General features: G+C 42.3%; 5 protein-coding genes. All 5 read right to left on the reverse strand.

Annotation, left to right across the window (positions count from 1 at the left end; all coding sequences use genetic code 11):
- Positions 1-239 precede the first annotated feature (239 nt).
- Positions 240-3,299: a glycoside hydrolase family 2 TIM barrel-domain containing protein gene (locus HMPREF9072_RS06655; RefSeq protein WP_009411008.1), complete on the reverse strand. Its 3,060-nt coding sequence runs from the start codon at positions 3,297-3,299 to the stop codon at positions 240-242.
- A gap of 24 nt (positions 3,300-3,323) precedes the next feature.
- Positions 3,324-5,636, reverse strand: a complete 2,313-nt coding sequence (locus HMPREF9072_RS06660) for a glycoside hydrolase family 3 N-terminal domain-containing protein (protein ID WP_034566259.1) — start codon at positions 5,634-5,636, stop codon at positions 3,324-3,326.
- 147 nt (positions 5,637-5,783) lie between these two features.
- Positions 5,784-7,202, reverse strand: a complete 1,419-nt coding sequence (locus HMPREF9072_RS06665; protein WP_009411010.1) for a cellulase family glycosylhydrolase — start codon at positions 7,200-7,202, stop codon at positions 5,784-5,786.
- Between the two features lie 93 nt (positions 7,203-7,295).
- On the reverse strand, positions 7,296-7,685 hold the full coding sequence (locus HMPREF9072_RS06670; protein ID WP_009411011.1) for a hypothetical protein: 390 nt from the start codon (positions 7,683-7,685) through the stop codon (positions 7,296-7,298).
- A 201-nt stretch (positions 7,686-7,886) separates the two neighbouring features.
- Positions 7,887-8,375 (reverse strand): hypothetical protein, encoded by a 489-nt coding sequence (locus HMPREF9072_RS06675; RefSeq protein ID WP_009411012.1) that lies wholly within the window; start codon positions 8,373-8,375, stop codon positions 7,887-7,889.
- Between the last annotated feature and the right edge of the window lie 217 nt (positions 8,376-8,592).

Here is an 8,592-nt window from a genome sequence, read left to right on the forward strand (position 1 = left end):
CCCTCCTTACAGCCTTTTTTCACCAAAATCTCTCCCACTCTCCTTTTTTGGAAACCTCCGTTTTCTTCCGAATTCCTCAACCCTCCCCATTTGCTAATTCTCTCATTTTCTAATTCCTCTTTTCCATCACTACATTCCCCATTTGAAGAGGGTTAGGGGGATGTTTATACAAAACTAAGAGGATTTTTATATAACGATAATGACCGTCGCTTTCCTAGTGCCTAAGGCCTAAGGCCTCCTCATTTCCCACCTACCTGAATGCTAAATTCGTAATGATAATACGGTTGGTTGAGCAAAAATTCTTTATGTACGCGTGGCGACCAGCTGTCGTCACCTCCTACACCCATTTGAGCCTCATCGATGTGCAAATAAGTGTGGTCTCCACGACGCAGTTCTTGGGTTTCTTTGGATTGGTTTAGCGCATCATCGGAATAGTCTTGCACGTTGAAATTAAAGAGTTTAGGAGCACTGATGTACAGTTCGGTAGTACCCGAAAGGAGTTTGAGCCAACGGGTATCGGTATGGTTGCCGTTTTCAGAAGGCATCACATAAGGGAAGTACATATCCTTTACTGCACTACTGTGAATACCCACAAAAGCCGATTCTTTTCTATCGGCATAAGTTTCATAAGGACCTTTGCCGTACCATTCTACTTTGTTAAAACTCTTGTCGAGCGTTAGGAGCATTCCCACTCTTGCCAAAGGAGGCATAGAGGCAGGTACTTCCACATTTGTGCTGATATCTATACGTCCGTCTCCATTGATGAGGTAAGTTACTTGTTGGCTGATATTGCCCGCTTTGGTTTCAATGCGGTTGTGTGCTACTATCTTCACTTGGGTTTCCCCTATGGGCGTAGCTTTCGTTTCGGTAGCTGTTACCGTAGCTTCTTTTAGTCCTGCTTTGCGCCAAGCTGAGGCATATGATTGTTCAAAACCACCTTCATCGTTATCGGTAGGCACACGCCAAAAAGAGGGCACCATCGCTTCTGAAAGTAGGTTTTTCCCTTTATGCGTAAATTGACTTAAACCGCCTGTTTTTTTGCTGAATACAGCTGTAAAATCGTCGCCTTTTACGGTGAAGTTTGTCGCTTCGTCAGTAAAGGTTAGTTTTTTATCGGAGTTCTTGGTGAGTTCTCTCTCAACACGGTTAGGGAAAGCGAGTTGTTCTTTGGCTACTTCAAAATCTTTTGAAGCCCAAGCAGTAGCTTTTTTATTCTTAAAACGGAAGTTCATAAAGTATTCCTTGCCGTTTTGTACCAATTTTGTTTTGAAAGGTATTTGTAGGGCTCTTTGGCTTTGTGGGGCGATGTTCAAATCGTTGATTACCCCATTGGCGATAGGCTTGCCATTCTCGATAAGTTCCCATTGCAAATACACTTCATCGCTATTTACAAAGTAGTTACTATTGCTGATGAGCACCAAGCCTGTGTTGATATCAATATCTTTTACATTGAAATACTGATATACCTTTTTCAGTTCGTGCATTTCGGGTTGAGGAACGCCTGTAGCATTTACCAATCCGTCGTTCACATTCGCCTTATCGATATGATTGATGATGTTCCAATACTCTTTGCCGTTCTTATCTTTGCAACGCAACGCTTGATCTTTCCAGTCCCACGTAAAACCACCTTGGTAGCGCTCATTGGTAGCAAAAAGCTCCCAATACTTGCGGAAGTTGCCTAAGCTGTTACCCATAGAATGGGCATATTCGCAGATAATCACAGGGCGTTTAGGGTCTTCGGTAAAGAGATTATTTAGGTGGTTGAGCTCGGTGTACATATTAGAGATGATATCGTAATGCGAGAGCACGCCTGCATAAGCAGGGTTTTTAGACTCGTAGTGCACGGGGCGCTTTTGAGGGTCGAGAGCTTTTATTGCCTCGTAAGCCGCATCGAAGTTCTTACCCCAACCCGATTCATTCCCCATCGACCAATAGATGATACAAGGGTGGTTCTTGTCGCGAGCAACCATATTCACATTGCGCTCCACGATATCTTTTTGCCATTCAGGGCGTTCGCCTATGTAGTAGCCACTCTCCCACAATCCGTGGCTCTCGATATTGGCTTCGTCTACCACATATAATCCATATTCGTCGCAGAGGGCATACCACTCAGGCTGATTGGGGTAGTGAGAGGTGCGCACCGCATTGATGTTATGCGTTTTCATCAGGATAATATCGTCAATCATCGATTGGCGGGTGATGGTGCGACCATTATAAGGGTCGAACTCGTGGCGGTTTACTCCTTTAAACTTCACAGGCTTGCCATTCACAAGGAGCAATCCGTTGCTTAGTTCAATCTTCCTAAATCCTACATTTTGAGTAAACGATTGTAACACTTTGCCTTTGGCGGTGAGCAAACTGAGTTCCACTTTGTAGAGGTTAGGGGTTTCGGCAGTCCATTTCAACGGATTTTTTACAGCTATTTGGGCACTAACGGTAGCTTCTTTTCCCGCAGCAATATCCGCAATAGAGGCTTTTTCAGTGCCTATCACATTGCCTTTACTGTCTTTAAGGGTGGTTTGTACCACAAGGGCATCGCTTACTTTTTCGCCTAAATTTTGTACCTCTACTTGCACCTGCAAGGTAGCATCGCGGTATTGCGCATCGAGCTGAGGATAAACCGAAAAGTCACGCATACGCAACTCGGGGGTAGCAAAGAGGTATACATCGCGATAGATACCGCTGAGTCGCCAAAAATCTTGGTCTTCTATATAACTGCCGTCCGACCAGTTCAAGACTTCTACATACAGCTCGTTTTTGCCTTTTTTTAGGTAAGGAGTGATGTTGAACTCGGCAGGTAGCATTGCATCTTCGTGATAGCCCACTTGCTTACCATTGATGAACAACTCCATCGCCGATTGCACTCCCGCAAAGTGAATGAACACCTGCTCGCCTTTCCATTTATTAGGCACTGTGAACTGCGTTCTATACACTCCCGTAGGGTTGTAGTCCTTAGGGGTGTAAGGAGGGTTCATCTCAAACGGATATTTGATATTGGTAAAAACAGGAGGGTCATATCGGTTGCTTTGCAGTTGCCAATTCGAAGGCACTTTTATAGCGTCCCATTGCGTAATGCCTTTGCCCAAAAAGAACTCGGCAGGCACTTGTGAAGGGTGCTTGAAGTAAGCAAACTGCCAATTGCCGTTGAGGAGTACTTTTCCAGCCGGCTCATAGTGGCTATGGCTTTTTTCGGTGTTGATACTGCTTACCGCCAAGTTTTCCCAATCGTGGGTTTGCGCTATGCTGAGGCTACTCGCCAAAGCAAGTACTGATAAGAATAAGGTACGTTGTATTCTCATAATCGTTTATTATTTTATGGTTTGTTATTCTTCTATTGTAAAATGTTGTTCGTTACTATTATCGGCAGAATGTAAGCCCACCCACAGCAAGCACTCGCTGGGCTCAGTGTCCTTTTTTCCATTGATGCCGTAAAAGGCAAGAGCTTCGGAAGGCAGTTCAAAACGGACTTGTTTGCTTTCACCTGCCTTGAGAGAGATTTTCTGAAACCCTTTCAATTCCTTTACGGGGCGACTAACACTTGCTACTAACTGTCGGGTATAGAGTTGTAACACTATTTCGCCCTCGGTTGTTCCTGTATTCTGCACAGAGGCATTTACTATAATGCTATCGTTATAACGTTTCATACTTTTTTTATTCAGATGCACATTACTAATAGCAAAGGTAGTATAGCTGAGTCCGTAACCAAAAGGATAAAGAGGCGTAATGGAACTATCCAAATAGCCTGCGTTATAATGAGGGCGGAGGTCTACTTCTTCATTATTTGTATATACAGGTCGCCCTGTGTTTTTGTAGTTGTAGTAAATAGGGATTTGTCCTACACTGCGCGGAAAAGACATCGTTAAGTGTCCCGAAGGATTTACATCGCCTGCTATCACATCGGCAATGCCATTGCCACCTTGCGTACCAGGAAACCACGCTTGCAAAATAGCTTGTACATTCTCGTTTTCCCAAGAAAGGTCGAGCGGTCGTCCGCTAAAAGTAATGATAGTTATAGGCTTGTTTATGGCTTTTAGTGCTTCGAGCAATTGGCGTTGTGCTTGAGGCAAACGAATGTCGGTGCGCACCGCCGATTCTCCTGCCCAGCTGCTCTGTTCACCTACGGCTACTAATACCCTATCGGCTTTGCGAGCTATAGCAACCGCTTCTTTGAGTTGTTCTGTTGAAATAGTTGTAAAACCACAGCCTTCGGCATAGAGAAGTTTTACATTTGTACCCTTGTATTTCTGGGTAAGCCCTGAGAGTAAACTCACGCTTTGTTTGCCGTCGCCTAAGCACGTCCAACTGCCATTGATATCACTTGTATTGTTCATCATAGGGCCTATTACAGCAATCGTTTTACCGCTATTCTTTTTGATGGGTAACACTTCAGCTTCATTTTTCAAGAGTACTACTGAGGAAGCAACAGCTTGTCGCGCTACTTTCAGATATTCCTCAGTAAAAGTATTTTCTTTGGCACGGGTTTCATCTAAGTATCGGTAGGGGTCATCAAAAAGACCTAAAAGGAACTTCATTTCCAATATATGCCTTACTGCTTTATCAATTTGAGCTTCGGTTGCTTTGCCTTCTTTTACTAAGGCACTAAGGTATTTAATAAAGGTTGCCCCGTTCATATCCATTTCTATTCCTGCATTGGCTGAGAGGTTTGCCGCTTGTTTATCATCTTTGGCTACCCCGTGTCGCACCAACTCGTTAATGCCTGTATAATCACTCACTAACAAGCCGTTAAAGCCCCATTCTTTGCGAAGCTCCTCAGTAAGCAACCACTTGTCGGCGGTGGCAGGCACTCCGTTTATCTCGTTCAAAGAAGCCATTATACTGCCTACCCCTGCGTTTAGGGTCGCCTCATAAGGAGGTAAATATACATTGCGCAAGGTGTGCATAGAGAGTTCAGCTGTATTATAGTCCTTTCCTGATTCGGCAGCTCCATAGCCGGCAAAGTGTTTACCACAAGCTAAAAGCGTGTGAGGGCTACTCAACGTTTGCCAATTGTCTCCCCCTTGAAATCCTTTTACGCGCGCTTCGGCAATAAGGCTTCCTAAATAAGGGTCTTCGCCTGCGCCTTCCATTGCGCGTCCCCAACGAGCATCGCGGGTAATATCTACCATAGGGGCAAACGTCCAGTTGATACCATCGGCAGTAGCTTCACGGGCAGCGAGTTCAGCTGTTTTGCGCATCAATGCCAAATCCCACGAGCAAGACTCAGCTAACGGAATGGGAAAGATAGTTTTATAGCCGTGTATCACATCTTGACCAAAGAGGATAGGAATACCCAAACGCGTTTGTTCTACCGCTATTTTTTGCAATTTTCGTATACCTACAACCGAAGTAGCGTTAAAAATACTTCCTACCAAGCCTTTTTCGAGGTAAGGTTGGTACTTATCAGCCATTACAGGACCTGTAACCGACCAATCGGCTGAGAATTGCGTCATTTGTCCGATTTTTTCTTCAAGAGTCATCAAACGCAGTACCGAATCTACGCGCTGTTCTATATGTCTATCGCCACTGAAACTCTTTTGGGTGATTTTTTCATTATCAGATTTTAAGATAGCGGGTGTTGCGCAACCTATCATAAGTAACGAAATAAGCGTTTTAAAGATGTGTTTGCTATATCTCATAGATACATTAACGTTTTTATAAAAAACACCTTCCTGCCTGTACCCTTCCCTTGAAATGAGAATTACATATTGCTTTGTTTTTATAATTTTGCCCTTTGCTCATCTATCAGGGCAGTAAGAAAACTAAGGAAAGAAGACAGGAAGATGCTATGGGTTTTCTAATACCACTACTATCGAACGCTTGAAGGCTGGAATCAATGCCTTTGCCTTTCCGTCATACATAGGCATATGTCGTTCCCATTTATCCGTCCAAGGGTCGTAAACACTGTAATGAGTATATTTTATATTTATGAGGTTGAGTGGTATTTCGAAATCTCGTTTCATTTGGGCAGGACGCCCCTCACGCAACTCTGTTTTCCAATTGTTAGTTAGGTCTCTGCACCACAATATCGTTTTTGTTTTGCCTTTTAGTCCGTAACAGGCTACGGTATTTCTTTTGAAATAGAAGGGTTGCATCGCTTCTTTCACGGGGTCAATTCCTTCAATAGCGTTTTTGAAACGCCCAAAGTGATACCACAGTTGGTTAGGCTCAATATAATGATCCCAATGCCAAGTATTGCCCGAACCTGCACTACCTCCAAAGAAAGGGGCAAAGATAAAATCGTGTAACAAAATGCCCTCTGTGTCTTTCGGATAAAGCGACGAAGGTCCTGCGTGGTTGGGGTTTACAGCTCCTATCTCATTGATGATAACAGGCTTGGGGTCGTTTTTGGTAAATGTCAAGCCCATAGCTACGGCATCGGTTGCTAAATCACTCACAGCTCCTTTCACTATCGGGTATTGATGCCACTTGTCGCCCTCGTCCAGATAACGGTGAATGCTCAAAAACTCGTTGTCAGGTATTACTGCCAGCTTCTTGTAGTAGTCGTCCATATAAGAGGCGTGCATACTGCCTAAGGTTTGGGTAACCAATTGCTCAGGGCATAACTTTTTCACCTTACCGAGCATCTCTTCGGTAAAAGGTAGCCACTCTGCTTCGGGTAGAGCTGAATCCATTTCGTTCCACAACTCCCACCCATATAAATACGGGTGGTTTTGGCATTTTTTAGCAATCGCTCTGAGGCGTTTTAAGTAGGACTTTTTGCCTTTTTTGCTACTTACATACTCGCTTACATTCTTGAACTTGGTAGCTAATGAATAGCTGTTACACCAAGAAGCCTCAGGTGAGATGTTATTAGAGATAGTACGCAAGTGATGCAGGGTGAATTTAAGGTAAATATGATACTTTTCGGCAAGTTGTAGCAACTGTTCTATACGCGCTAACTTCTCAGGATTGTATTTTCCTTCCCTTTGGTCTTCTATTTCTAAGAACTCAGTACTTATCCAGATGCGCATTGCATTTCCGCCATTCTCGGCAAAGTGTTTAAAGTACTTTTCAGCTTCTTCAAAGTTTTGGATAGGCAAATAGTTGGTGCTAATAGGAATCCACGTCGCACCGTTTTTTTCAAAATAGCGTGGGTGCGTTTTGCTCACCGTTATATTTGCTTGTGCCAAACATAGCGAACTACTTAGGCAAAGCATTAAAAACAAAGCGTTTCTTAATGTTTTATGTAGGGTTATGTTCATTTTAAATCAAGTAATAGGTAACAAGTTTTAAAAACGTTTTTGTTTTCATATGTAATAGTCTTTTTTATTACTTATTGTTTTATGAGAGTCGTTTTATAACACTTCTATTTTAGTTAAAGTAATATGATTATAACTATAAATTGCTGGGTGAATCCATTTTTTACAAAGAGTTTTTACCTCTCCTTGAATTTTTACTTTTATAGTAGTGCCCTCTTCCTTATATTTTAAATCTCTGATTTTTTGAGGTAAAATATCCTCATTGCAAACTATAAAAAAATGAAACCCCTTGCCTATCCAAAATGTGTTAGGATAATAAGTATTTTGATTGTTTGCAAAACTTATTTCTTCTTCAAGAGATTCTTTAATAGTCCAAACAGTAGGACTATTGCACCCACAATCTTCTTGTGGAGGAATCTCTTTTTTTGAGCAACCGCACCCCACTATTGCCAATAACAGTAGTGCTAAAAACGTTTTTGTTTTCATAATGCTTTATTTTTATAAGTGATGCTTTTATTTGTCTTACGAAATTCAATCGTACAGAAAGCAGGCAGGTTCTTCTGATGAGCCTCTCAGAGTCCCTCCGACAAACCTGCTAATAATCCCGTGTGACTCACACCCTCATTTGCTCATTTCTAAATTTCCTAATTCTCTAATTTTTCCACCTGTCTTGCTACGATTTCGTGCCTAAATATCTTTGTTCACTTCAAGAGGCAACACTTCTACGGTTACAGTAGCGTTTTCAGGTAGTTTTTGTACTATCGCACCGTAGTATAACACTACAGATCCAAATAGTCCAAGTAAGTCGAGGTCTACTGTAAGCACGTAGCTATTATTGTTTTTCTTGCTAAACCTACATTTCGCCTGTGCCATTTCAGAAAGCCCTTTTCTTCCTATGATAAGAGTCTGTGTACCGAAATCAATATCCTTAAATTCCTTTATAGTACTGAGGTCAGTATTAAGAAAGAGCGCTTGTAGGGCTTCTTTATTTTGCACAACTTGGTAACCATCTTGGGTAAGGGCAAAATTCACAAAACTATGCTCAGGAGTATTTGCTACAGTCGCAAAACTCTTAACCATTACAGCCTCAGGAAATATTGTTTCCTCTTCTGTTTTAGAACAACCACAAGCTGTTATCACCAATAACAACATTGCTAAAAATGGTTTTGTCTTCATATATAATTGTTTTTAAGATTACTTACTATTCTTTTCAATTCCTACACCAAAGCATTTTCTATTATAAAAATACTCTTTGGCAGAAAGTCCTCTTTCGGAATTGTCGGCAACAGCCGAGTATGTATATAAGGAGATGTTTTCACCACATTACCCTCCTCATTTATCATTCGCCTCTCGTTATTACTTCCCTTTTCCATCATACTCCCCCCTAGTGCCT

The sequence above is a fragment of the Capnocytophaga sp. oral taxon 324 str. F0483 genome (assembly GCF_000318315.2).
Lineage (GTDB): Bacteria > Bacteroidota > Bacteroidia > Flavobacteriales > Flavobacteriaceae > Capnocytophaga > Capnocytophaga ochracea.

Excerpts from the sequence above, each read along its gene's own strand:
- HMPREF9072_RS06655 (WP_009411008.1), bottom strand. The coding sequence starts at position 3,299 with ATGAGAATACAACGTACCTTATTCTTATCAGTACTTGCTTTGGCGAGT.
- HMPREF9072_RS06670 (WP_009411011.1), bottom strand. The coding sequence starts at position 7,685 with ATGAAAACAAAAACGTTTTTAGCACTACTGTTATTGGCAATAGTGGGG.
- HMPREF9072_RS06665 (WP_009411010.1), bottom strand. The coding sequence starts at position 7,202 with ATGAACATAACCCTACATAAAACATTAAGAAACGCTTTGTTTTTAATG.
- HMPREF9072_RS06660 (WP_034566259.1), bottom strand. The coding sequence starts at position 5,636 with ATGAGATATAGCAAACACATCTTTAAAACGCTTATTTCGTTACTTATG.
- HMPREF9072_RS06675 (WP_009411012.1), bottom strand. The coding sequence starts at position 8,375 with ATGAAGACAAAACCATTTTTAGCAATGTTGTTATTGGTGATAACAGCT.